The 22,523-nt window shown below is 69.8% G+C and carries 18 protein-coding genes; 6 read left to right on the top strand and 12 right to left on the bottom strand.

Annotated elements, in window-relative coordinates:
• Window positions 1-173: 173 nt before the first annotated feature.
• Window positions 174-2,450: a hypothetical protein gene (locus CAL29_RS02315; RefSeq protein WP_094851387.1), complete on the bottom strand. Its 2,277-nt coding sequence runs from the start codon at window positions 2,448-2,450 to the stop codon at window positions 174-176.
• A 365-nt stretch (window positions 2,451-2,815) separates the two neighbouring features.
• On the opposite strand from CAL29_RS02315, the gene CAL29_RS02310 reads away from it, so the two are divergent.
• Together CAL29_RS02310 and CAL29_RS02305 are read left to right on the top strand one after the other, a co-directional pair.
• Window positions 2,816-3,832, top strand: a complete 1,017-nt coding sequence (locus CAL29_RS02310) for a TRAP transporter substrate-binding protein (RefSeq protein WP_256977141.1) — start codon at window positions 2,816-2,818, stop codon at window positions 3,830-3,832.
• 10 nt (window positions 3,833-3,842) lie between these two features.
• The gene (locus tag CAL29_RS02305) at window positions 3,843-4,328 is read left to right on the top strand and encodes a GNAT family N-acetyltransferase (RefSeq protein ID WP_094851385.1); all 486 of its coding nucleotides are present in this window, start codon (window positions 3,843-3,845) and stop codon (window positions 4,326-4,328) included.
• A gap of 50 nt (window positions 4,329-4,378) precedes the next feature.
• Here the strand turns inward: CAL29_RS02305 and dcd are convergent, their stop codons facing one another.
• The 4 genes from dcd to apbC are packed head-to-tail and all read right to left on the bottom strand — an operon-like array spanning window position 4,379 to window position 11,999.
• Entirely contained in the window at window positions 4,379-4,942 is a 564-nt protein-coding gene (dcd, locus tag CAL29_RS02300; protein WP_094851384.1) for a dCTP deaminase, read from the bottom strand.
• A 47-nt stretch (window positions 4,943-4,989) separates the two neighbouring features.
• A complete protein-coding gene (locus tag CAL29_RS02295) occupies window positions 4,990-9,030 on the bottom strand; it encodes a translocation/assembly module TamB domain-containing protein (RefSeq protein ID WP_256977140.1) in 4,041 nt (1,346 codons plus the stop codon).
• Entirely contained in the window at window positions 9,027-10,910 is a 1,884-nt protein-coding gene (locus CAL29_RS02290) for an autotransporter assembly complex protein TamA (protein WP_094851383.1), read from the bottom strand. The genes CAL29_RS02295 and CAL29_RS02290 overlap by 4 nt, the downstream gene beginning before the upstream one ends.
• Before the next feature lie 3 nt (window positions 10,911-10,913).
• Window positions 10,914-11,999, bottom strand: coding sequence for an iron-sulfur cluster carrier protein ApbC (gene apbC, locus CAL29_RS02285; RefSeq protein WP_094851382.1), 1,086 nt, complete (start codon window positions 11,997-11,999; stop codon window positions 10,914-10,916).
• A gap of 170 nt (window positions 12,000-12,169) precedes the next feature.
• Here apbC and CAL29_RS02280 point away from each other — a divergent pair, with 170 nt between their 5' ends.
• Together CAL29_RS02280 and metG are read left to right on the top strand one after the other, a co-directional pair.
• Window positions 12,170-12,439, top strand: a complete 270-nt coding sequence (locus tag CAL29_RS02280; protein ID WP_094851381.1) for a hypothetical protein — start codon at window positions 12,170-12,172, stop codon at window positions 12,437-12,439.
• A gap of 300 nt (window positions 12,440-12,739) precedes the next feature.
• Window positions 12,740-14,806, top strand: a complete 2,067-nt coding sequence (metG, locus tag CAL29_RS02275) for a methionine--tRNA ligase (RefSeq protein WP_094851380.1) — start codon at window positions 12,740-12,742, stop codon at window positions 14,804-14,806.
• A gap of 110 nt (window positions 14,807-14,916) precedes the next feature.
• Here the strand turns inward: metG and CAL29_RS02270 are convergent, their stop codons facing one another.
• The 4 genes from CAL29_RS02270 to CAL29_RS02255 form a co-directional block, all read right to left on the bottom strand.
• On the bottom strand, window positions 14,917-15,678 hold the full coding sequence (locus CAL29_RS02270) for a 5'-methylthioadenosine/adenosylhomocysteine nucleosidase (protein ID WP_094851379.1): 762 nt from the start codon (window positions 15,676-15,678) through the stop codon (window positions 14,917-14,919).
• Window positions 15,675-16,469: a sulfurtransferase gene (locus CAL29_RS02265; protein ID WP_256977139.1), complete on the bottom strand. Its 795-nt coding sequence runs from the start codon at window positions 16,467-16,469 to the stop codon at window positions 15,675-15,677. Before CAL29_RS02265 ends, CAL29_RS02270 begins: the two co-directional genes overlap by 4 nt.
• A gap of 2 nt (window positions 16,470-16,471) precedes the next feature.
• The gene (locus tag CAL29_RS02260) at window positions 16,472-17,290 is read right to left on the bottom strand and encodes an META and DUF4377 domain-containing protein (protein ID WP_094851377.1); all 819 of its coding nucleotides are present in this window, start codon (window positions 17,288-17,290) and stop codon (window positions 16,472-16,474) included.
• Between the two features lie 175 nt (window positions 17,291-17,465).
• Window positions 17,466-18,014, bottom strand: a complete 549-nt coding sequence (locus tag CAL29_RS02255) for an META domain-containing protein (RefSeq protein ID WP_094851376.1) — start codon at window positions 18,012-18,014, stop codon at window positions 17,466-17,468.
• A 313-nt stretch (window positions 18,015-18,327) separates the two neighbouring features.
• Here CAL29_RS02255 and CAL29_RS02250 point away from each other — a divergent pair, with 313 nt between their 5' ends.
• Window positions 18,328-18,624, top strand: coding sequence for an antibiotic biosynthesis monooxygenase family protein (locus CAL29_RS02250; protein ID WP_094851375.1), 297 nt, complete (start codon window positions 18,328-18,330; stop codon window positions 18,622-18,624).
• A 61-nt stretch (window positions 18,625-18,685) separates the two neighbouring features.
• On the opposite strand, the gene CAL29_RS02245 is transcribed toward CAL29_RS02250, so the two are convergent.
• Window positions 18,686-19,309: a GNAT family N-acetyltransferase gene (locus tag CAL29_RS02245; protein WP_094851374.1), complete on the bottom strand. Its 624-nt coding sequence runs from the start codon at window positions 19,307-19,309 to the stop codon at window positions 18,686-18,688.
• A 235-nt stretch (window positions 19,310-19,544) separates the two neighbouring features.
• Here CAL29_RS02245 and CAL29_RS02240 point away from each other — a divergent pair, with 235 nt between their 5' ends.
• A complete protein-coding gene (locus CAL29_RS02240) occupies window positions 19,545-20,348 on the top strand; it encodes a hypothetical protein (RefSeq protein WP_094851373.1) in 804 nt (267 codons plus the stop codon).
• On the opposite strand, the gene CAL29_RS02235 is transcribed toward CAL29_RS02240, so the two are convergent.
• Entirely contained in the window at window positions 20,335-21,684 is a 1,350-nt protein-coding gene (locus CAL29_RS02235) for an ATP-binding protein (RefSeq protein ID WP_094851372.1), read from the bottom strand. The two genes, CAL29_RS02240 and CAL29_RS02235, sit on opposite strands and share 14 nt — an antisense overlap.
• Before the next feature lie 16 nt (window positions 21,685-21,700).
• Window positions 21,701-22,444 (bottom strand): response regulator transcription factor, encoded by a 744-nt coding sequence (locus CAL29_RS02230; protein ID WP_094851371.1) that lies wholly within the window; start codon window positions 22,442-22,444, stop codon window positions 21,701-21,703.
• Window positions 22,445-22,523 lie beyond the last annotated feature (79 nt).

The raw sequence follows: 22,523 nt of genomic DNA, 5'->3' as shown, positions 1-22,523 counted from the left end.
GCGGGCCGAGTGTACTGCTTGCGCGGGACAGGCGCATGACGATGGACGACGCAGTGGGCAGCACGGTGGACGGCGCGGCGGATGGCGGGACGCCGGACGGACAACGCCGCCGGAATTTTAGCCCTGGACGAGCCCCGCCTTCCCGCGACCGGCCGCCGCGCGGACGCCGCGCCTCAATGCCCGCCGCGGCGAGGCTGCCGGTCCGGCCCTCCGATGCCGCGCAGCAGGAACCCCAGGCGCGCCCCGCCGAAGGCGGCGGCCTTCCCGGGCGCCGGCCGGGAAGGCGCGTCGGCCGGCGCCAGCCGGCGCCGGGCCAGCTCCAGCACAGCGCGTGCCTGCTCGGCCCGGCCCCGGGCCAGATACCACTGCGCCAGGCGCTCGTAATGCCGCATCCGCATGGGCTCCCAGGCGATGCAGCGCAGGAGCGCCCGCTCGTAGCCCGGCCCCTGGCGTCCGCATTCGCGCGCGTCGGCTTCGGCCAGCACTTCCGCGTAGGTGCCCGGCGCCTGGCGCCGCAGCATGCGCCAGCGGCGCAGGCGCTCGGCCCGGTCATACAGCGCGGGAAACATCGCGGCCACGTGCTGGATCACCGCGGGCGCCTGCGGACTGCCGGCCAATGCGCAGACGGCGCTGTGCCAGGAAGCGTCGGCCAGACCCAACTGGAGCTGGGCCTGGGCCAGGCGCAGCCACAGGGGGGCGTGCGAGCGATAGCGCCGGGCCAGCGGCTCCAGGACGACGCAGGCCCGCGCCCAGCGGCGCAGCGCCAGCAGCTCGACGCCTTCCACGTAGCGCGCGGCGTCGCGCCCCGGCAGGCCGGCCAGCACTTCGCGCTTGTGCCGGCGCAGGACGACGGCGTCGTCGATCATGACCAGCGCGCGCCAGCGCACCAGCGCCGGCAGGCGGGGATTCCGGACGATGCGCGCCAGCACGCGGCCGAAGTCGCGCGGCGACTCGACGATGCCCTGGGCCGCCTGGGTGCGCTGCAGGACCAGGGGCGAATCGTCGCCGATGCGCGCATGCCAGGCGATCGCGCCGGCCACGTCGCCGCGGGCGCAGGCGCGCCGCAAGCCGTCCAGCACGGCGGCGTCGGCATGGCGCCAGGCCGGATCGAACGCGAAATCGGCGTGCGCCGGCGGCACCAGCACCATGCCGACCTCGCCGCCCGGTCCGTAGCGGCGCGCCAGGTCGGCCTCGCTGCTCCATTGCAGGGCCCAGCGTTCAGGATCCCGTCGGAAGAACACGCCATGCCCGGCGTCGTAGCCGCAGACCACGTCCACATGCGAGGAAAAAGGCCCGTCGACCAGGCCGATCACCGGCAAGCCCGCCGACAGCAAGGCTTGCAGCACGGGCGGCCGCATCAGCACGAATTCCACGCGGTAATCGCGCGCCAGGAAATAGTCGCGCAGGCGGCCCATCTCAACGCCGGCCTGCCCGCCCAGGGCCGCGTGCAAGGCCTGCGGCTCATGGGGATCGCCGTGCCATGCCGCCACCATCGCGGCGGCGGTGGACACGCACTGGTGGCGCGCCTGGCACAACGGCGGCAGCGCCAGCAGCACGCGCGGGCAGGCCAGCAGGCGCTCGCACTCCGCCATCGCGTGGTCCGCCCCCAGCGCGGGGACGAGCAGAGTCGTCAACTGGTAGGCGTCGCGCAGCAGGCTGGTCGCGAAGATCAGCCAATCCCGCACCTTCTCGCGGGTGTCGCCGTCCGGCCATCGCGCCATGTAAGCCGTGCCGATGCGACAGGCCGCATGCAGATTGTTCAGGCTCAGTTCCAGGCACAGGCGCAGGTAGTCATAGGGTTCGTCGCCGCCGTCGGCCTTGACCGACTCGCGCGCCTGCTCGTACAGGGCGGCGGACATCAGCACGTGCGCCAGGCTGGCGCGGGCGCGATGCCAGCGCGGCGCCAGGTCGACGGCGCGCCGCAGGGCCGCCGCCGCCCTCTCCCACTCGCGCTGGTTGGCCCAGGCGTGGCCCAGGGTATAAGCGACGCGCGGATCGCGCTCGAACATCAGCAGATGGGGGCTGGGCAGGTGCTGGATGGCCTGGACCGGCGCGACGCCGCGCAACTGGGCCGACAGCATGACGGCCTCGGCCAGCGAGCGGGCCGCCTCGGGCACCCGTCCCGCCGCCAGCATGCCCGTCAACTGGGAGACCGCGGGGCCGATGTCGCTGCGCACGGCCTGGCGCAGCCACTCCAGCAGCACATAAGGGTTGTCGGGCCAGCGCTTGCGGGCCCAGCGCACCACGGCGCGGTAGCGGCGCTCCAGGCCCAGGGCGCGCGCCGCCTCGGCCGCCAGCAAGGCGTTGCAGGGCAGGACGGACAGCTTGTCGCGGCTGGCCTGCTCCAGCAGCCGCCAGGCATCGATGTAACGCCCCTGCGCCAGGGCGTCGGCGCCTGGCTGCAACTCCTCGGAAACCAGCGGCGGGGCATAGCGGGAAGCAAAGAGCATGCAAAATCCTACGGACCGGCAGTGCAGGCGCCACGCGCTCGGGCGAGCCCTCCGCGGGACGCGGCCGGCCGCCTGTCGTCGCGCAATCCCGGGCAGGGGGAATCGCCTTTGGTTTTTTTCAAAACGCCGCCCGTATAGTAGAGGAATACAAGATGTAACCCAACTTCAATTTACGGGCGGATTCCCCGGTGCGCGGCGGGGCCGGCCACCCGGCGGGCGCGGGGGTGGCGTGCCGGCGCCGGCACGATCGGGGCGTCCGGCGCGTGCGCTGCCGTAGAGACTTTCCCTAGGTGCCGTCCGGCCGGGTGCGCGGCTGTATATATTTGTCACCCTGCCCGCGCGCCGCGGGAATTCTCGGAGGTGGTATGGCTATCTTGTCCCGGATTCGTCGGATTCATGTTTCCCAGGCGGTATCGATGTTCGTGGGCGTGGCCGCCAGCGCCGCCACGGCCACCGCGGCGCAGGCCGCCACGACCTTGACCATGACCACGGAATATCCCGCCACCGCGATGCCGGGACTTGGCGTGAGCACCTTCGCGGACCTGGTGAAACGCAAGACCCATGGCGAAGTGATCATCGAGCCCTCCTTCGACGCCGCCAAGGGCATCAAGTCGGCCGGCATGATCGACGCCGTGCAGGCCCGCAAGGTCGACGCGGGCGACGCCTTCGCCGGCGGCCTGTCGAACACGTACCCGATCTTCGGCGTGTCTTCCCTGCCCTTCCTGGCCGACTCCCTGCAAAAAGCCCGGGCGCTGACCAAGGCCTCGCGCCCCGCCTACGAAAAGCTCCTGGCCGAACACAACCAGAAGCTGCTGTACACCACGCCCTGGCCGGCGTCCGGCATCTGGTCGAAGACGCCCATCAAGAGCGTGGCCGACCTGAAGGCGCTGTCCATCCGCACCTATGACGACACCTCGCAGGCCACCATGACCAAGGCCGGCGCCAAGGCCTCGAACATTTCCTTCGCCGACGCCATGCCGCGCATCGCCGCCGGCGACGTCAACGCGGTGCTGTCCTCGGGCGACGGCGGCGCCGGCCGCAAGCTCTGGCAATACCTGCCGGCCTTCGCGGAAATCAACTACGCCATGCCGATTTCGGTGGCGACGATGAACCTGGACGCCTACAAGGCGTTGAGCCCGGCCGAGCGCAAGGCCATCGACCAGGCCGCCGCCGAGACCGAAGCCGAGCAATGGAAACGCATCCAGGGCCGGCTGAAGGCGAACTACGACAATATGCGCAAGAACGGCGTGGCGATCGATACCCACGTCCCGGGGAGCGTGAAGAAGGCGCTGAAGGACGCCGCCGCCGACGCCGTGGCGACCTGGAAGCAGCAGACCGGCGCGGACGGCGCGGCCATACTCAAGCGTTATCAGGGCAAGTAGAAGCGCGGTCATGCAGCAAGAACCGCCCCATCCTGCCGGTGCGCCCGATCCGGCGGCCGTTGTTTTCAAGCCGGCCGCCGCGGGCGATCTCGAAGCCCTGGCGGACCTGCGCGCCGAATCCATGCGCGCCAGCCTGGAGCGCGTGGGCCGCTACGACCCCGAACGCGCGCGCAAGCGGCTGCGCGACAACTGGATGCCGGACTGTACGTGGACGATCGAAGTCGACGGACGCCGGGCCGGGTTTTACACCCTGCGCCCCATCGACGAGGGCCTGAAGCTGGACCACCTCTACATCCTGCCGGCGTTCCAGAACCGGGGCCTGGGCGGTATCGTCATGCGGCGCATCGCCGCGCAGGCCGACGAGGCCGGCCGAGCCATCCACCTCGGCGCGCTGCGCGACAGTCCCTCGAATGCCTTCTACCGGCGCCACGGCTATGTCCAGACGTCGGAAGACGCCTGGGACATCTATTACATCCGCGCCGCGCGAGCGCAATAGCGCGATAACCGATTACGTCCGCGCCGCGCGACAGCGGCTCGCTGCCCGGATCAGGTGCGCGGCAGCGTGACGCCGCGCTGGCCCTGGTATTTGCCGCCGCGGTCGCGATACGAGGTCTCGCAGACCTCGTCGCTTTCCAGGAACAGCATCTGGGCGCAGCCTTCGCCCGCGTAGATCTTGGCCGGCAGCGGCGTGGTGTTGGAGAACTCCAGCGTCACGTGGCCTTCCCATTCCGGCTCCAGCGGCGTCACGTTGACGATGATGCCGCAACGCGCGTAGGTGCTCTTGCCCAGGCAAATGGTCAGCACACTGCGCGGAATGCGGAAATACTCCACGGTGCGCGCCAAGGCGAAGGAGTTGGGCGGAATGATGCACACGTCGCCGGAAAAATCGACGAAGGACCCTTCGTCGAAGTTCTTCGGATCGACGATGGTCGAGTTGATGTTGGTGAAGATCTTGAATTCGTTCGCGCAGCGCACGTCGTAGCCATAGCTGCTGGTGCCATAGCTGACGATACGTTCGCCATTGTGAGCGCGGACCTGGCCCGGCTCGAAGGGCTCGATCATGCCGGCCGCGGCGGCGCGGCGTATCCACAGGTCGCTTTTGATGCTCATAGAAAAAACCGTTCAGAGGGTATCGGGGGCGTATTTTAGCGTGCGCCTCAATCGCCCCAGAAGGTCCGGTAGATCAGGGCCAGCCCGTTGACCGTGCCGCCCTTCGCGTCCAGGGACCAGCGGCGCGACAGCGCGTAGCTGGCGCGGCCCACCGTGCCGGCGCCGGACATGGCCTGCTCGATGCTCAGGGTGATGCCGTTGGCCAGCTTCTTGCTGGCGACCAGGAACTGGGTGGCCAGGGTGCTGTCGGAGTCGGCGTTGACCTTGCTCGCCACCGTATATTCGGGCAGCAGGCTGCCGGACGAGCCGATGGTGCCGTTGCGGATGCCGACGTCGTCCAGCCCCAGTTGCTTGTAGAACGGCTCGCCGCCGCCCAGCAGCGCGGTGCCCACGGACAGCAGCAAGGCCGTGTCGCTGCCGCTGGCGTCGGCCGCGCGGCCCAGCACCAGCCAGGAAAGCTTGTCGACGTCGCTGACGTCCGGATAGGACACCAGGTCGATGCGCGGCCGTTGGGCCGTGCCCGACACCCGGACGCCGGCCTCGACCTGCTCGCCGGTGCGCAGGGCCTCGATATCCAGCAGCGGGTTGTCGACGGCGCCCTGGAAAGTGACCGTGCCGTGCCGCAGTTGCAGGCGCTGCCCGTAGGCGTCGATGCGGCCGCCCGAGGTGAACAGGCGTCCGGTCCCGCTGAGCTTGCGGTCGACGTAGCGGATGCGCAGGCTGCCCTTCAGGCCGGTGTCCAATCCCATGCCGGTCAGGTAGAAGCGCGGGCCCATGTCCACGTTCAGGTCCATGGACAGCGCCAGCGGCGACGACGCGGCCTCGCCGGGCGGCTGGTCGCCGGCGCGATGCAGGCGCACGTCGTCGTCCAGCGACGGCACCTCGCTCAACAGCTCGATGCTGGCCCAGCCGGCGTCGGCCTTGACGTCGCCGGTGACGTCCAGGCGCGGCAAGGCGGCGTCGATATCGATGTGGCCGGACATCATGGCGAAGCGGTCGGCGCGCTGCATGGCGGCGTAGCGGGACAGGGTCACGCGCACCTTGCCCTCGGACTTGGAGAGGTTCCAGTCGCCCTTGGCCTCGATGTAGCCGCCCTTGGCGTCGGGGCTCTGGGTCACCCAGTCGCGCGTGCGCGACTCCTTGGGCAGCACCCGCAAGGTGGCGGGAAAGCGCAGGCTGTCCAGCGTCAGGACGTCGTCGCGCAAATGGGCCGACAGCGTGCCGTCGAGCAGCCGCACGCCGTCGTCGATGCGCACCACGCGCAATTTCTGCCCATTGATGGCGCCGTTGGCGCGCCAGCCGCCGGCCATCGTGCCCTGCGCGTCGATATCGGCCTTGAGCGAACCGCCCAGTTCGGTGGCGTCGCCGGTGAACAGGCTCAGCCAGGCCAGGTCGGCGATGTCGGCGTGCAGGTTCACGCGCATGGGTTGATTGGCCGCCAGGCCCGGCGTCCCGTCCTTGCCCGTGACCAGCATGGCGCTGCCCTTGCCGGAGATCAGGCCCATTTTCTCGGTGGCGAGGTCCAGGGTGGCGTCCAGCCGGCTGCTGGACGCCGAGACGGCGGTGGCGTTGATCTCCAGCAGCAGGGTCTTCAGGCCCAGCGGAATGGGCGGGTCGCCGGGAATGCGCAGGTCGCCGCCCCGGCGCGCCAGGCGCACATTGCCCTTCAGCGTGCCGGCGAATTTCAGGTCCCAGGAGGCGTCCAGGGCGATGCTGCGCTGGCCGCCGGGGATGCTCGCGTTGATTTTCGACTGGCGGCCCTGGGATGCGTTCTTGTTGTCGAGCGCGGCCGGGTCGGTGGCGCGGATCACGCTGCCCACCAGCTTGGGCGTCAGCACGAAGTTGTCCATGCGGCCGGCGGTCTCCCAGCGGCCCGCGCCGCCGCGCGATCCGCCGTGGGCCAGCGTCAGGCGGTCGCCGCTGGGCAGCCCCAGGCCGATGCTGGCCGCGCCGACCTGCCATTGCCAGGCCGGGGCCACGGCATGGGGCAGGAAGGCGACCGTGACCGGCTGCGCGATATTCACCTGGAAGCCGGCATGCGAGGCCTGCAGGCGCACGATGGAACCGCGCCAGCCGGTCTGGGGGTCGGCGCCCGCGGCCAGCACGGCCGCCGCGGCCGCCGATTGCGCCGGCGTCGTCGATCCCGCCGGTGCCATCGATCCCGCCGATCCCGCCGATCCTGCCGTCGGCGCCGCCGCGTTGGCGGCCGCCGGCGTTCGCGCCGCATTCGCGCTGGTGCTGGTGCTCGTATTCGCGCGCCGCGCGCCGGCGGGCGAGCCCCAGCCGCCTTCGATGACAAAGGAGGCGTCCGCCTTGTCCTGCCCCAGCAGGCCCGGGTGCACGCGCGCGGGGGTGTAGCCGGCGGTGAGCTCCAGGCGATGGCGCGCGGGCGTGCCGGACAGCTTGCCTTGCGCCCGGGCGCCGCCGGGCAGGCCGGGCCAGAAGGCGGCCAGCTCGGGCGCCTGCGCATCCAGCGTGATGGCGCCGTCGGACAGGCCGACCCTGCCGGCGGTGCGCACGCGGTTGCGCCCCAGTTTCACGTCGACGTCGAAGCGGTCCACCTGGATGCCCGCCAGCGCCGCCGGCCAGTCCGCCGCCGCGTCCGTGATCGCGCCGGTGGCCACCTCGATACGCGCGGTGCCGGCCAGCGGCTGGCGATTCCAGCGGCTGGCGTCGGCGATGTCCAGTCCGACGTGGGCGCGGCGCAGCACGTAGGCGTCGGTCAATTCGACGTCGACGTCGGCATTCGTGGTGAGGACGGCCTGCGGCAGACCGCCGCCCACCAGCCGGCCGACGTCCAGGCGGTCCGCGGCCAGCTTGCCGGTCAGGCGCTCGGCGGCGCCGTCCGCGGCGCGCTCGGCCTTCAGGGCCAGCGTGGCGCCGGAGCGGTCCGGCAGCACCAGGGCCAGGTCCACGCTGCGCGCGGGGAATGCGGCCAGGGGGCTCAGCGCGGCGCGCAGGTCCACGCTGGCGTCGGCGCCGCGGCCAGCCAGCGTCACGTTCAAGTCATCGAGATCGCCCACCGCGTGGGCCTGGACGTCGACGACGCAGGCCGCCGGCGCGGCGCCCTGGGCGTCATGGGGGACATCGGCCTGGGCCGAGCTGGCCGCGTCCTTGGCGTCCTTGGCGTCCTTGGCGTCCTTGGAGTCCTTGGCGTCCTTGGAGTCCTTGGCGTCCTTGAGATCCTTGGCATCCTTGGGATTCCCGATGCCACTGGCGCCCTTGGCGCTCTGGCCCTTGCCTTCCTTGCCGCCACTGGTGCTGCCGGGGCCCTTGCCCCCCTTGCCGCCCTTCGCGCTTCCGGCATCCTTCCCGTTCTTCGCGGCCTTGCCCTTCCCTGCCGCCGCCGGCGCGCCATTGCCGGCCGCCTTGCCCGCCGGCACGCGCAAAGCGTCCAGTTGCTTCAGGCACAGCGGCGAATCGGCGCCCTGGCCGGTTGCTGTCATCCGCAAATCGACATTCATGGGCCAGGGCGCGGCCAGGCGGCTCACGCTGGCCTCGCCTTGCGCGTCGACCTGCGCGATCTCGTGGCCGACATGCAGGCTGTCCAGCCGCAATTGCGCGCCCCCCCGGCCGGCCGACAGGCTGGCGGCCATGTTGCCCAGGGTCACGGGCAACATGGACTGCCCGTCGCGCGCCAGGCTGAATTCCCCCACGGCCAGGCGCTGCACCTCGATCTCCACCGGCAGTTCGGGCATCCCGCCGCCCGCCGTCTCGTCCTCCGGCGTCGCCTCCTCCGGCTGCGTGGTCAGTTCCACGCGCAGGCTGGCCGCGGAAAGCGTGGGCACCAGCAGGCGGCGATGCCACAGGGCCGGCCACGCCACCGTCAACGCGAAATCCTCGGCCTGTATCTCCACGCCCGGCAGATGCAAGTCCAGTTGCCCGACCCGCAAGCCGTGCCACAGCGACCCCTGCACGTTGTCGATGCGCGAGTCGAACTGCTCGGCCACCCGCGCCAGCAGCACGCGCGTGCCCGCCGGCGCGGCCACCAGCCAGGCCAGCGCGCCCACCGCGATGGCGCACAGCAGCAGCAGGCCGGGCACCCACCAGACCAGGATATGGCGCAGGAAACGGCCAAGGCGCCTCAAAACGCGATCCCCAGCGAAAAACTCAAGCGCAGCGAATGATCGCGCTGGCCATACGCCACGTCGAGGAACAAGGGCCCGGCGGGCGTGCGCACCCGCGCCCCCACGCCGTACCCGAGGGCCATGTTCATGTCGCCGAAGGACTGCGCGGCATCGCCGGCGTCGACGAAGAAGGCCATGCCCCAGCGGTCGTCGAAATAGTGGTCGTATTCCACGCTGCCCACCAGCAGCGCCGGCGCGCCGACGACGGCGTCGTTGCGGTCGGCGCCGATGCTCATGTAGCTGTAGCCGCGGATACTGCGCGCGCCGCCGGTGCGGAAACCGAAATCGTCCGGCACCTGGGTATTGTGGCTGGCCCAGACCTTGCCGACCTCGCCGCGCACCGTCACCAGGTCGCGCTGTCCCACGGGCCACCACTTCTGCCCGCGCAGGCGCAGCCGGGTATAGGGGTCGCCGCTGTTGAGCGTCACGCCCGCGCCGGTGCCCAGCACCAGCAGATTGCCCTCGCGCGGGTTGTACTTGCTGTCGACGTCGCGCCGCAGCCATTCCGCCGTGGCGGTCAGGGTCGGCAGGTTGTAGCTGTCGCCGCCGTCGATCCTGACGTGGTCATGGGCCGCCAGCAGGCCGTAGCGTGTTTCGTAGTTGACGCGGCTGCCGTCGCCGGCGCTGCTCTCCCGCAGGCGGGTGGCGCCCACGCCCAGGCGCATGACGTCCAGGCCCTGGATGTCCGAGTGGTCGGCCAGCACGCCGATACTGTCCTGGTTGCCGCGGGCGTCGGGCGGCAGATGAAAGTCGGTATAGGCCCGCTGGCGCTTCGGGTCCACGCCGAAACCGGACTCCATGGTGAGCGGCTGCCCGAACACCACCTGCTGCTGATACGTCATTTCCAGGCGCGGGCCGACGTCGCTGTCCAGCCCGATCGAGGTCGAGAACCGCTTGGGCGGCGCTTCGGTCAGCCGCACCACGACCGGCAGCGTGACTTCCCCGTTGCGGTCCATGGGCACGGGCGCGGGCCGCTGCGCCGCCGTCACGCGCGCGTCGCCGGCCGGCGTGGCGGCCGTGACCTCGCGCGCGGTCGACGTCTGGTTGCTGGTGTCCGCCTCGGTGCCGCCCGGCTCCTGCAACGACACGAAGGCGCCGCGGAAAAAGGCCGTGCGCTGCAACGCCTGCTGCCAGGAGTTCAACTGGTCCTGGTCGTAGGGCGCGCCCTGCTTGTAGCGCACGTAGCGGCGCACCAGCTTGTCCGGCACCCGCTTCAGGCCTTCCACGCGCAGCTCGCCCATGCGCACCAGCGGGCCGCTGTCCACCACCACCCGCAGCCCCACGGTGCCGGCCTCGACATTGACGTCGGCGGACGAGTCCACCATGCGCGCCAGCATGAAGTCATGGGTGCTGACGTCGTTCAGCACCGCCGACTTGGCCTTGTTCCATTCGCTGTTGGTGAAAGGCTGGCCGGCCGGCAAGGACCAGCGCTTGCGCAGGTCCGCCACCCGCTTGGCGTAGGCCGGCTGCGTGATGCGGCCCTGGAATTCGATGTCGACCGACACGACCCGCGCCTGCTCGCCCGGATCGATGCGGATATTCCAGGTGTCCTCGCCCTTGGCGTTGTGCCCCGGCTCCAACTCCACCCGGGCGGAGAAATAGCCCTGGGTGGACAAGGCCGCCAGCGCGGCGTCGCGCGCGCGCCGGCGCAGCCGCGTGATTTCGCCGCCGTCCTGGTCCTCGGCCTGGCGCGCGATGGCGTCGACCGCATCGCCGACCGCCTTCACCGTCGCGGCATCCGCCTTGCCCGCGTCGATGACGACCTCGGGCTTGGCGGCGTAGGCCGACCCCGCCAGCAACAGCGAGGACCACAGCAAAAGAAGACGCGCGGACCGCCGCATGCGTCAGCTAGGCTGTACGACGACGTTCGGAATCTTGCCGGCCATGTCGCGCGGCAGCGCGGCGACGGCCGCCGCCACGCGCCGGGCGATGGCGCGGTACAGGCCGGCCGCCTCGCCCTCCGGCTCCGCCACCACGGTGGGCCGGCCGGAGTCCGTCTGCTCGCGGATGCGCAGGGCCAGCGGCAAGCCGCCCAGCCACTGCACGTCGTACTGCGCGGCCATGCGCTGGCCGCCGCCTTCGCCGAAGATGTGCTCGGCGTGGCCGCATTCCGAACAAATATGAATCGACATATTCTCGACCACGCCCAGTATCGGCACCTCGACCTTCTGGAACATGCGCAGGCCCTTGCGCGCGTCCAGCAGGGCCACATCCTGCGGCGTGGTGACGATCACGGCGCCCACCACCGGCACCTTCTGCGCCAGCGTCAGCGCGATGTCGCCGGTGCCCGGCGGCATGTCGACGATCAGGTAATCCAGGCCGCGCCAGTTGGTTTGCCGCAACAACTGCTCCAGGGCCTGCGTCACCATGGGACCGCGCCAGATGGCGGGCGAATCCTCGGCGATCAGGAAACCGATGGAGTTGGCCTGCAGCCCGTGGCCCTGCAACGGTTCCATGGACTTGTTGTCCAGGCTGACCGGCTTGCCGGTGATGCCCAGCATGGTCGGCAGGCTGGGGCCGTAGATATCGGCGTCGAGAATACCGACCTGGGCGCCTTCCGCGGCCAGCGCCAGCGCCAGGTTGACCGCCGTCGTGCTCTTGCCGACGCCGCCCTTGCCGGAGGCGACGGCGATGATATTGGCGACGTTGGGCAGGGGCTTGAGCCCGCGCTGCACGGCATGCGGCACGATCTTCCAGGTCACCGACACCTGCGCGCCGGGGGCCCCCGCGGCGGCCAGCGCCTCGCCCACGGCGGCGCGCAATGCCTGCTGCTGCGTGCGGGCGGGATAACCCAGTTGCACGGCCACGCTGACGCGGCCGTCCTCCACGCGAATGTCGCGATCTTTTACAAAATCGGCGACCTTGGCACCGGTGAGGGGGTCGGTTACACCTGCGAGGGCGGCTTTAATTTGTTCGTTTGTCAAACTCATGTCACTATATTCCCAACCGGCGGCGCGGTCTTTCCCGCAGCCTTTTGGCTCCCGCCCTCGGTTTCTGGCCCAGGATCTCCAGCGAACGCCGGGTTTCATGGCTACACATTGTCTTGCAAGGATAGCGGAATCCGCAGGAACATTTTGCCGCACCAGGCGTCTATAAGATCATGGACAACGCTCTCACCCGTCTCTTTCGCGCGCTCGCCGTCACGTTGCTGGCCCTCGTGGGCGCGGCCATGGCGCTGCTCTTCATGGCCTCCACCGCCATCGCGGTGGGCATCCTTTACCTGGTCGCCAAGGTGCGCGGCAAGCCGTTCGGCGTGCGCGCCTACTGGCACCAGCGCCAGCAAGGCGGCCGCGGCCCGGTCGGCGCCGGCGCGCCCTTCCCCCCCGTTCGTCCCGACGTGATCGACGTCGAGGTGCGGGAAGTCCGCTGATCCGGCCCCCTGGCCGCCCGGCGATTTTCGCGCGGCCGCCTTCCGCGCGGCCCTGTCCCCGCCACGGCGGGCGCGTCCCGGCATCCACGACCCGCTGCACGGGTCGTCTTCACTGATCCCACCCGCTTTCCTCCCGCGCGCCGCCGCCACGGGCCGTCCGGCCCCGGCATGGGCGGCGCGCGCCGCTGACCGTCCGCGGCCCGGCCGCCCTCCGGCGAGCCGCTAAACTGGCTCTAAAATCGCTGGCTCTAAAATCGTGCCTCGGTTTTATCTTCCGGTTCACCCTAACGCCTCCCGGTCATGTCACGCACCCTCTTCGTCACCACCGCCCTTCCCTACGCCAACGGACCCTTTCACATCGGCCACATGCTGGAGTACATCCAGGCCGACATCTGGGTGCGTTTCCAGCGCATGCAGGGCGCCAAGGTGAACTTCGTCTGTGCCGACGACGCGCACGGCGCGGCCATCAGCATCGCGGCGGACAAGGAAGGCATCACGCCGCAGGCCTTCGTCGCCAAGATCGCGGCGGGCCGGGCCCAGTACCTGGACGGCTTCCACATCGCCTTCGACAACTGGCATTCCACCGACGGCCCGGAAAACCACCAGCTGGCCCAGGACATCTATCGCGACCTGCGCGCCGCCGGCCTCATCGAGACGCGCAGCGTGGAGCAGTTCTACGACCCCGAGAAGCGCATGTTCCTGGCCGACCGCTTCATCAAGGGCGAATGTCCCAACTGCCACGCCAAGGACCAGTACGGCGACAACTGCGAGGTCTGCGGCGCGGTCTACGCGCCCACCGCCCTGATCGAGCCCTACTCCGCCCTCTCCGGCGCCAAGCCCGAGCTGCGCAGTTCCGACCACTTCTTCTTCAAGCTCTCGGACCCGCGCTGCGAGGCCTACCTGCAACAGTGGACCGCCGCGCCCGGCCACGTGCAGCCCGAGGTGCAGAACAAGATCCGCGAATGGCTCTACAAGGACGCCGAGGGCAAGGGCGGCCTGGGCGACTGGGACATCAGCCGCGACGCGCCCTACTTCGGCATCGAGATCCCCGATGCGCCGGGCAAGTACTTCTACGTCTGGCTGGACGCGCCGGTGGGCTACCTGGCCTCGCTGAAGAACCTGCTCGACCGGCGCGGCGAGGACTACACCGCCTACATGGCGCAGCCGGGACTGGAACAGGTCCACTTCATCGGCAAGGACATCATCACCTTCCACACCCTGTTCTGGCCGGCCATGCTGCACTTCAGCGGCCGCAAGGCGCCGGACGCCATCTACGTGCACGGCCACCTCACGGTCAACGGCGAGAAGATGAGCAAGAGCCGCGGCACCGGCATCGACCCGCTGCGCTATCTCTCGTTGGGCCTGAATCCCGAGCACCTGCGCTACTACCTCGCCGCCAAGCTGTCGGGCCGCAACGAGGACATCGATTTCAACTCGGAAGACTTCGCCGCCCGCGTCAACAGCGACCTGGTGGGCAAGTACATCAACATCGCCAGCCGCGCCGCCGGCTTCCTGTCCAAGCGCTTCGGCGGCCAGCTCGCCGAGCCCGACGCGGAAGGCGCGGCCCTGCTGCTGGTGCTGCAGGACGCGGCGCCGGCCATCGCCGCGCTCTACGAAGCCCGCGACACCTCGCGCGCGCTGCGCGAGACCATGGCCCTGGCCGACAAGGTCAACGAGTATGTCGACCAGAACAAGCCCTGGGATCTCGCCAAGCAGCAAGGCATGGAGGCGCGCCTGCAGGCCGTATGCAGCACCTGCATCCAGGCTTTCCGGCTGCTGACGGTCTACCTGAAGCCGGTGCTGCCGGTGCTGGCCGCGCGGGTGGAGGCCTTCCTCGCCATCGCGCCGCTGCAATCGGGCGACGCCGCCGCGCTGCTGCCGGCCGGGCATGCCATCGCCCCCTACCAGCACCTCATGCAGCGGGTCGACCCCAAGCTGCTCGAGCAGCTTTTCGACGCCCCCGCCCCGGCCGCCGTCGCGGCCCCCGCCGCGGACGAGAACCTGCCCGGCGGCGAAGCCATCGCGCCCGTCATCGGCATCGAGGACTTCGCCAAGATCGACCTGCGCATCGCGCGCATCGTCAATTGCGAGGAAGTGGAAGGCTCGACCAAGCTGCTGCGCCTGACCCTGGACGTCGGCGAAGGACGCCACCGCAACGTGTTTTCCGGCATCAAGTCGGCCTACAAGCCGGCGGACCTGGTCGGCAAGCTCACCGTCCTGGTGGCCAACCTGGCCCCGCGCAAGATGAAATTCGGCGTGTCCGAAGGCATGGTGCTGGCCGCCAGCCACGCCGACGACAAGACGGATGCCGGCATCTACGTGCTGGAACCGTGGGCGGGCGCGCAGCCCGGCATGCGGGTCCGGTAATCATGCGGCCTGTACAGGCACAAAGCACAGGCAAGGCCTGAGACCAGGGGTTTCCCACCGGGGTGGGAAACCCCTTTTTGCTGTTGAACGGAACGACGCGCTGGCGTCGTTCAAAGCGCGGCGATGAAGCGCCCGATGATCCCGGCCGAATAGAAGCTCGCCACTTCGTGCAGGAAGGCCTTGAAATCGACCGGCGCGGCGGCGTCCGCGCGGTCGGACACGGTGCGCAGCACCGCGCAGGGCACGCCGTATTCGTGGCAGACCTGCGCCACCGCGGCGCCTTCCATCTCGACGCACAAGGTGGCGGGCAGGTCCGCCGCCAGGCGCCGCGACACTTCGGCGGCGCCGATGAACTGGTCGCCGCTGGCGATCTCGCCCCGATGCAGCGCCGGCGCCACGATGCCGAAACGTTCCTGCGTGGCCGCGTCCACCAGCCGGGGCAAGTCCCGCCCCAGGAAGTCGGCCGCGCATTGCGCCAGCACCGCGTTCAAGCCCGCGTCCGTGTCGAACTTCGCGCGCGCCAGCAAGGGCACCTCGAAACGGGGGAACAGGGGCCGCGCATCCAGGTCATGCTGCACCAGCGTGTCGGCGATCACCACGTCGCCCACGCGCACCGCCGGCGCGATGCCGCCCGCCAGGCCGGCGAACAGCACGCTGGACACGCCGAATTCGCGGATCAGGGTGACCGCCGTGGCGGCCGCGGCCACCTTGCCCACGCGCGCCAGGACGACGACGCAGGCGCGGCCGGCGAGTTCGCCCACGTAGTAATCGCGCATGCCGATGGTGCGCCGCTGCGCCGCGGGCCCCATGCGGACCAGCAGGTCGGCGATTTCGTCGTGCAGGGCGGCCAGGATGCCGATGGGGGCGGTCATGCGCAGGCCGCCGGCGCGAGATCCGGCCCCAGGGTGTCGCGGCCGTCGAACACGAAGCAGCGCCCCTTGAATCCCGGGCCGCCGGTTTCCTCGAAATACTTGAGGATGCCGCCTTCGAGCTGGTAGACGTGGTCCACGCCCGCGTCCTGCATGAACAAGGCGGCCTTCTCGCAACGGATGCCGCCGGTGCAGAAGCTGACCACGGTCTTGCCCGCCAGTTGCTCGCGATGCCGCAGCAGCGCGTCCGGAAACTGTGTGAAGCGCTGGATGCGCCAATCGATGGCACCCTCGAACGTGCCCGCGTCCACCTCGAAATCGTTGCGGGTGTCCAGCATCGCGACGGGCCTGCCCGCGTCGTCCACGCCGGCCGCCAGCCAGCGCGCCAGCGTATGCGCGTCGACGCTGGGCGCGCGCCGCTCCTCGGGGCGGATGGCCGGATGATTCATGCGGATGATTTCCCGCTTGATCTTGACCAGCAATTTCCCGAACGGCACGGAATCGCTGTGGCTGACCTTCACCTCCAGGTCGGCGAAACGCGGGTCGGCGCGCAGATGGCCGAGAAAATCCGCGATGCCCGCCTGCGCGCCCGCCAGGAACAAATTGATGCCCTCGGCGGCCAGCAGCACCGTGCCCTTGAGGCCGGCCGCCTGCGCCCAGTCTCGTACCCGCGGGCGCAATTCGTCCGTGTCGTCCAGGGTGACGAATTTATAGGCCGCGATGTTGGCGATCGCCTCCGTGGCGGCCGGCGCCGCGCGCATCGCGCTTTCCCGATTCGATTCGACTACCGACATGTTCAATGTCCGACCACGCGCTGCTCGACCACGCGGTCCAGCGTCCATTGCACCGCCGGCATGTCCGGCATGGGATTCAATACCGGCGTCTCGATGACGCGCAGGCGATAGAGGCTGCCGGGCTGGTACTGGAAGCCGGCGATGTCGCCGTACCAGAACTGCCACGGCTGGTTGTCGCTGTCGCGGACCTGGTAGCAGGTGGTGCGCAGCACGCCGGCGTCGCAAGGCACGCGCTGGGAATTGACGTAGACCAGCTTGGGCGTGCCGGCGCTGCCGCCCATGACGGGATCGATGCGGCGCGAAAAATCGAGGATGTCGCCGTTGGCCAGCGACAGGCTCAGGCGGCGCGGATTGCCGTAGTCGTCCACCGAAGTCGCGGCGATCCGGATCAGGCCAGCCAGGAAATCATGCTCGACCTGGGCGCGGTCGGCCGGCGCGCAGGCCATGCGCGTGGCCGCCGGATCCGAGGTCAGGATCAGGTTCTGGCCGCCCGCCACCGTGTAGCTGGCGGTGAAGGTATTGCAGCCGGCAAACCCCGTCACGCGCGGCTCGGCGCCTTCGCGCGTGAAGGTGATGGTGATGGGCCGGTTGCGCGGATCGTTGCTCGGCACCGCCCGCGGCGCGCCGCCCGGATGCGTCCAGCGCACCAGGGTCCAACTGGTCTGGGCCAGGAAATCATTGCCGTTGGCGGGCTGGAAAGCGGGCGAGCCGGCGCTGTTGCGCCAGGCGGACTGGCTGGCGCAGCCGGCCAGGGCCAGGCCGGCAAGCAGGATGGCGCCGAGCAGGCCGAGGCCGCGCGCGCGGAAGTAGGGGGTAGGCATGGACAGTTGCTCCTGATCCGGAAATCGCCGGCGGGCCGCTCGCACGGGAAGCGGCGGCCATGCGCGGGCGCGGTACGCGGCGCTATTTTAGGCGCGCCGGCGGGATCCGGCGTTCCGCACGGCGGCGCCGGTCGCACCGGTTACGGCGGGACGCGGGACCGCCAGGACGGTCGCCTCAAAGCTTCGTCGGCACGTCCTCGCCGCGCTTGAAGGTCATGACGCCGCCGTCCTGCAGGTTCAGCGTCATCTTGCGCGGCGCGCCGCCGCTGTCCAGCGTGAAGGTGGAGATGTGGCCGAGCGCCTTCAGGTAGGCGGTCTCGAAGCCGGCCAGTTGATCCGACGGGCAGCCCATGCGGGAAGCGGCCGGCACGGTAATGGACAACTTCCCGCCCTGCAGGCGATAGGCGCCCATGTAGCGGTTGCAGCCGGAGAAACCGGCGACCCGGTAATCATGGTTCTGCGTCAGGAAGGCCAGGCCGACCGGCGGGTTGCCGTTGCCGCCGGGCACGGCCATGGCGCCGCCGTCCGCGTTCGTCCAGGTCACCAGGTCCCACGTGGTCTCGGCCAGGGAATCTGAAGTGGTGGCGGCCTGCGCCGCCGCCGCGCCCCTAGCCTGGGCATGGCCCGTGGTGGTGGAGCAAGCGGACAGGACGGCGGCCAGGACGACGGCGCCGGCGGCAACGGCGGCGACAGCCACACGGCGCGGCGGGAAGGGGAACGGCATCACGGATTCTCCTGTAGCAATGAAGCGAAGCGCATAAAACGGATCCCACATTGTAGGCAAGCCGGCCGAGGGTCCCTGGACGCGACCGCGCCGGCGCCGCCACGGGTGCGCGGCAGCCCGCGCGTCGGCCGCGGAGGCGGGGCGGAAAGGCCCGCTGCCGGCGGCCTTGCCGGACGATCCGCCGGCGCCCTGGACACCCGCAAGAGGCGCGCCCGCCCGGGCTCGCGTAATATGCTCCGGCGGGGTCGCGCGCCGCGACGGCCTGGCCACACTCCCGTCACCACTCCCCCGTCACCAAAAGAAGGAAAACCGCATGTTTACGGAAATCGCTCAGATCGAAATCAAGGAAGGCAGCAATGCCGCGTTCGAAGCCGGCGTGGCGAAGGCCAAGCCGCTGTTCCTGCGCGCCAAGGGCTGCAAGGGCGTCACGCTGCACAAGTCGGTGGAGCATCCCACCCGCTATCGCCTGTACGTGCTGTGGGAAACGGTGGAAAACCACATGGTCGATTTCCGCGAATCGGAAGACTTCCAGGGCTGGCGCGCGCTGGTGAGCAGCTATTTCGCCCAGCCGCCCCAGGTGGAACACACGGTCGGCGTCGACCTGGGCTGAACGCCCGCCGCGCCGCGAGCATGGCCGCCGTCGTCGCGGCGCGCCATGCTTGCAAGCGCCTTCACGTCCCGGCGGCGGCATCCCGACGCGCCGCGCGACCGGGCCGCCAGCGCATGACGTATTCCAATCCATTCCCGCTTTCGCCTTCGACGGCGAAACCCAGGCGTTCGTAGAGCCGCCGCGCCGGATTGGTCTTGAGGACATGCAGGACCACCGAACGGCCCTCGGCCGCGGCACGTTCGAGCAGGCGGCCGATCAGCGCCGCGCCCCAGCCCTGGCCCTGCCGCGCCGGGGCGATCTGCACCTGCACCAGCATCCACGCGTCGTCCTTCTCCCCGTCCGCCCCGTCCACCGCGTCCTTCATCTCATGGGCCTTGAACAGGCCGATGAGCTCATCGCCGAGATACGCCAACCGCGCGTCCTCCAGGCGATATTCCACCCGCGCCAGCAGGCTGGCCTCGTCGTCCGGGGCGCCGGCGCTGCGCAAATGCGGCAGCATCGTCGCCCGGCGCAAGGCCAGCAGCGCGGGCACGTCGTCGCGCGTCGCCTGGCGCAGCGTCAAGGCCGCCACGTCCACGGCGGTGGCGGCGTCCCGCGCGGCGCGTGCCGGCGCGTCATCGCCGCTTGCCCGATGTGCCCGCGCCGCGGTTTTTTCGGCGGCCGCATCCACGGAAGCTTTGTCCATCTGTGTCTGTTCCTCACATCGTCTAACGAAAGTCGTGAATTCAAAACACGCGTGCGCAAAGTGAAAGCAGCCGTTTGGCGCAGGTATTTAGGATGATTTCCAACCGGTGACCCCAAGCGTTAGCGCGCGTCATTGGCCATTTGAGCATGAGTGGGCGGGGCTGCCGCAAGCAGTTGCGGGCGATCGCGGCGCCCCGGTCGCGCATAACTGACGGCTAGTGTCGGAGGACTATCTCATGATGATGATCACCGAAATCGTCGATACACAGTTCGCGGACATCCGCCTTCCCTGCGCGCATGACGGCAAGACCATCCAGGTCTCGATGGTTCCCCTGTGCGCGGCCATGCACCTCGACAGCGAACAGGAGCTGCGGCGCATCGCCCTGGACGAAGACCTGGGCAGCCACCTGAAGCCGCTGCCCTACGCGCCGCCCCTGAGCGGCAGCAATGCCCTGCCCATGGGCGCGGTGGCCCTCTGGCTGCATCGCCTGGCCCAGCAAACGACCGACGTCGGCCAGCGCCACCGTCTCGTCGTCCTGCAGCAGGAAGGCTTCGCCACCCTGCTCGATCAATGGAGCCGGCTGCTGCAGGGCAATGGCGCGGACGACGAAGTGGCCGCGCTGAAGCGCCAGTTCAAGCGCATGCAGGCCCAGATCGACGCGATGGACATTTCCCTGCGGCAAGCCGAAACCTTCATCGAACGGGAAATCATCCGCGCCCAGTTGAGCCAGCTCTGCGACTTCCCCGTCGGTCCCCGCAGCAAGCAATCGGTGGCGCTCGACCAGTTCTGGCGCCTGGTGTTCGCGCGCATCACGGACGGCGCGGAGATCAATCATGCGCGCCGCTCGGACCGTTTCCTGGCCTTGAATTTCCGCCACCTGCGCAACGTGCTGGGCGAGGACGACAAGTCCGTGATGCTGACGCCCGAACTGCGCAACGAACTCAAGCGCAGCCGCTATCCGCACTTCCTGGGCGTGCGCGTCGTCAACAGCCGCATCTCGCGCAAGAGCCTGCGCTGCTGGGTATTCAACCTGCACTGAACGATCCCGACGCGGCCACCGTCTCGCCGCCGGCGTCGCCGGGCATGCGGATGCGCGCGCACAAGCCGGAGGGCCGGCGATTTTCCAGCGACAGCGTGCCGCCATGCGCGCGCACGATCTCGGCCACGATGGACAGTCCCAGGCCGACGCTGCCGGGCCGTTGCGCGCGAGCGGGATCCAGGCGCACGAAGGGCTCGGTGACGTCCTGCAAACGCTGCGCGGGAATGCCCGGGCCGTCGTCGCTGACGGTGATGACCACCTCGCCCTGCTCGCGCACCGCGTCGACCACGGCGCTGTCGCCATAGGCCAGGGCATTCTCGATGAGGTTGGCGCAGGCGCGCTGCATGGCGTTGGGGCGGCAATACAAGCGCACGTCCGCCTGGCCGTCGTAGCGGATGCGCGCGCCGCCCTCCTCGTACTCGTCGCATAGCGTGGACAACAGCGCGCCCACGTCCAGCCATTCCCGCGCTTCCTTGTCCAGGCCGCTGCTCAGGAAGGACAGCGCCGAATCCACCATCGTCTGCATCAGCGTGATGTCGCGCAGCAGGCGCGGCCGCATGGTTTCCTCGCGGCCCGTTTCCACTTGCAGGCGCATGCGCGTCAGGGGCGTGCGCAGGTCATGGCTGATGGCGGCCAGCATGCGCGTGCGGCTTTGCACGAAGCCGGCGATGCGCTCCTGCATGCGGTTGAACGCCTGCGCCGCGCGGCGGACCTCCAGCGGGCCCTGCGCCTCCAGCGGCGCCACGGCGACGTCGTGGCCGAAGGCATCGGCCTTCTCGGAAAGACGGCGCAAGGGCCGGATCACGCGCCACACCGCCCAGGCCGACATCGCCACCACGCCGATGCAAAGGAAGGCCAGCGCGGTGAGGAAGGGAAAGGTGAAGCGCCGCGGCACGCGGCTGACGCGATCGGCGCGGATCTCCAGCACCCTGCCGTCGAAAGGCATCAGCACCTGGAATCGGGACGGCGGCGAAGCGGTATCGCAGCCCAGCACCATCAGCGTCCCGGCGTCCTGGATATTCTCGCGCAGGATGTTCTCCATCTCGCGCGTATCCAGGTTGGTCGCCTGGCAGGGCTGGGGAAAGTCCACGAAACGCAGGGACATGTCCTGCGTCTGCGCCGCCGCCATGAGCGCGGGCCTGTCGGCCGGCCGCGCCTTGTGCAGCACGTTGGCCACGCTGGAGATGCGATAGGCCTCGGGCCAGGGCCAGGGCGGATCCGGCGGCGCGCCTACGTAGAAGAAGACACAGGCGAACAACGCGAAGGTCGCCACCGACGAGCACGCGATGATGGCCACGATCTGGCCCAGGGTGGTGGTGAAAAAGCGGCGCAGCATCGCCTGGCTCTCCTGTCTACGCCGCTGAGGCGACCGTGACTTCGTAATGCAGTGCGTAGCCGTCGGCGCGCACCGTTCGGATGGGGTCCTCCAGCCGATCGTCGCCCGCCAGCTTGCGGCGCAAGCGGCTGACCAGCAGGTCGATCGAGCGCACCGCCACCGGCGCGCCATCGCCCCGGGTCAGGACCAGCAGCTCCTCGCGCGCCAGCACGCGGCGCGGATGCTGGCAGAAGACCAGCAATAAATCGGTTTCCGCGCCGGTCAGGGGAATGCGCACGCTGGCCCGCGAACGCAGATAGCGATGCTGCGGATAGAACGCGAAACCCGCGAACCGGTAGGCCATGGCGGGCGACGACGAACGGCTCGCCGCCGCCCCCTCGTCCGCGCCCGGACGCCGCAGCACGGCGCGGATGCGGGCCAGCAGCTCGCGCAGGTCGAAAGGCTTGGCGACGTAGTCGTCGGCGCCCAGTTCCAGGCCCACCACCTTGTCGGTGGGATCGGTCAGCGCCGTGACCATGATGATGCGCGGCCCCCGCTCAGCGCCCGCGTTGCGCAGGCGGCGGCACAAGGCCAGGCCGTCCTCGCCGGGCAGCATGATGTCCAGCAGCACCAAGTCCACGCGTTCACGCGCCAGGCACGCCAGGGCCTCGTCGACGCTGCCCGCCTGGTGAACGGCGTAGCCCTTGCCGACCAGAAAGCCGGCCAGCGCCTCGCGGATTTCGGTGTCGTCTTCGACGATGAGAATGGAGCTGTGGGTCACGGGAAAAAACGAGGAATGAAGGACGCCATGTTGCGGATCGTGGCGATGGTGGAGCCACGTTCGACTTCCGCGATTCTAC

Source organism: Bordetella genomosp. 10 (genome assembly GCF_002261225.1).
Lineage (GTDB): Bacteria > Pseudomonadota > Gammaproteobacteria > Burkholderiales > Burkholderiaceae_B > Bordetella_C.
The sequence above is the reverse complement of the archived record's forward strand: the minus strand, read 5'-3'. Positions and strand labels throughout refer to the sequence as shown.

What these genes read in the sequence shown, in the direction of transcription:
- CAL29_RS02315 (WP_094851387.1), bottom strand. Translation starts at nt 2,450, where the DNA reads ATGCTCTTTGCTTCCCGCTATGCCCCGCCGCTGGTTTCCGAGGAGTTG.
- CAL29_RS02310 (WP_256977141.1), top strand. Translation starts at nt 2,816, where the DNA reads ATGGCTATCTTGTCCCGGATTCGTCGGATTCATGTTTCCCAGGCGGTA.
- CAL29_RS02305 (WP_094851385.1), top strand. Translation starts at nt 3,843, where the DNA reads ATGCAGCAAGAACCGCCCCATCCTGCCGGTGCGCCCGATCCGGCGGCC.
- dcd (WP_094851384.1), bottom strand. Translation starts at nt 4,942, where the DNA reads ATGAGCATCAAAAGCGACCTGTGGATACGCCGCGCCGCCGCGGCCGGC.
- CAL29_RS02290 (WP_094851383.1), bottom strand. Translation starts at nt 10,910, where the DNA reads ATGCGGCGGTCCGCGCGTCTTCTTTTGCTGTGGTCCTCGCTGTTGCTG.
- apbC (WP_094851382.1), bottom strand. Translation starts at nt 11,999, where the DNA reads ATGAGTTTGACAAACGAACAAATTAAAGCCGCCCTCGCAGGTGTAACC.
- CAL29_RS02280 (WP_094851381.1), top strand. Translation starts at nt 12,170, where the DNA reads ATGGACAACGCTCTCACCCGTCTCTTTCGCGCGCTCGCCGTCACGTTG.
- metG (WP_094851380.1), top strand. Translation starts at nt 12,740, where the DNA reads ATGTCACGCACCCTCTTCGTCACCACCGCCCTTCCCTACGCCAACGGA.
- CAL29_RS02270 (WP_094851379.1), bottom strand. Translation starts at nt 15,678, where the DNA reads ATGACCGCCCCCATCGGCATCCTGGCCGCCCTGCACGACGAAATCGCC.
- CAL29_RS02265 (WP_256977139.1), bottom strand. Translation starts at nt 16,469, where the DNA reads ATGTCGGTAGTCGAATCGAATCGGGAAAGCGCGATGCGCGCGGCGCCG.
- CAL29_RS02260 (WP_094851377.1), bottom strand. Translation starts at nt 17,290, where the DNA reads ATGCCTACCCCCTACTTCCGCGCGCGCGGCCTCGGCCTGCTCGGCGCC.
- CAL29_RS02255 (WP_094851376.1), bottom strand. Translation starts at nt 18,014, where the DNA reads ATGCCGTTCCCCTTCCCGCCGCGCCGTGTGGCTGTCGCCGCCGTTGCC.
- CAL29_RS02250 (WP_094851375.1), top strand. Translation starts at nt 18,328, where the DNA reads ATGTTTACGGAAATCGCTCAGATCGAAATCAAGGAAGGCAGCAATGCC.
- CAL29_RS02245 (WP_094851374.1), bottom strand. Translation starts at nt 19,309, where the DNA reads ATGGACAAAGCTTCCGTGGATGCGGCCGCCGAAAAAACCGCGGCGCGG.
- CAL29_RS02240 (WP_094851373.1), top strand. Translation starts at nt 19,545, where the DNA reads ATGATGATGATCACCGAAATCGTCGATACACAGTTCGCGGACATCCGC.
- CAL29_RS02235 (WP_094851372.1), bottom strand. Translation starts at nt 21,684, where the DNA reads ATGCTGCGCCGCTTTTTCACCACCACCCTGGGCCAGATCGTGGCCATC.